A 379-nucleotide genomic window follows, 5' to 3' on the forward strand; every position below is an offset into this window, starting at 1 on the left:
GGTCGCCTGGTTACCACCTCTCAAGCTGTTGCCGACTACTTCGATAAACAACATAAACACGTTTTAGCTAAGATTGACACACTCGACTGCTCTCCCGAATTTACATCAGCCAACTTTTCGGCCGATGTTCAGACTGTCGAAATTGGCAACGGCGCAGAACGTGAATCACGATGCTACCTGATCACAAAAGACGGCTTCATGTTCCTCGTAATGGGATTTACTGGCAAAAAAGCAGCCAGACTAAAAGAAGCTTACATTGAAAAATTTAACGCAATGGAAGAAGAACTCCACAAACGTCCTCCTGCAGCACAAAACTCCCCCGCCCCAAATAATGGATGCGCATTACTGATCCACTTCGATAAACACGGTCAGGTCGAGT

General features: G+C 46.2%; 1 protein-coding gene. It reads left to right on the top strand.

The window, feature by feature from the left end:
- Positions 1-379, top strand: a 379-nt coding sequence (locus CEW93_RS10710; protein ID WP_146416681.1) for a Rha family transcriptional regulator, incomplete at both ends; no start/stop codon positions are given.

This window comes from Moraxella sp. VT-16-12 (genome assembly GCF_002224245.2).
Classification (GTDB): domain Bacteria; phylum Pseudomonadota; class Gammaproteobacteria; order Pseudomonadales; family Moraxellaceae; genus Moraxella.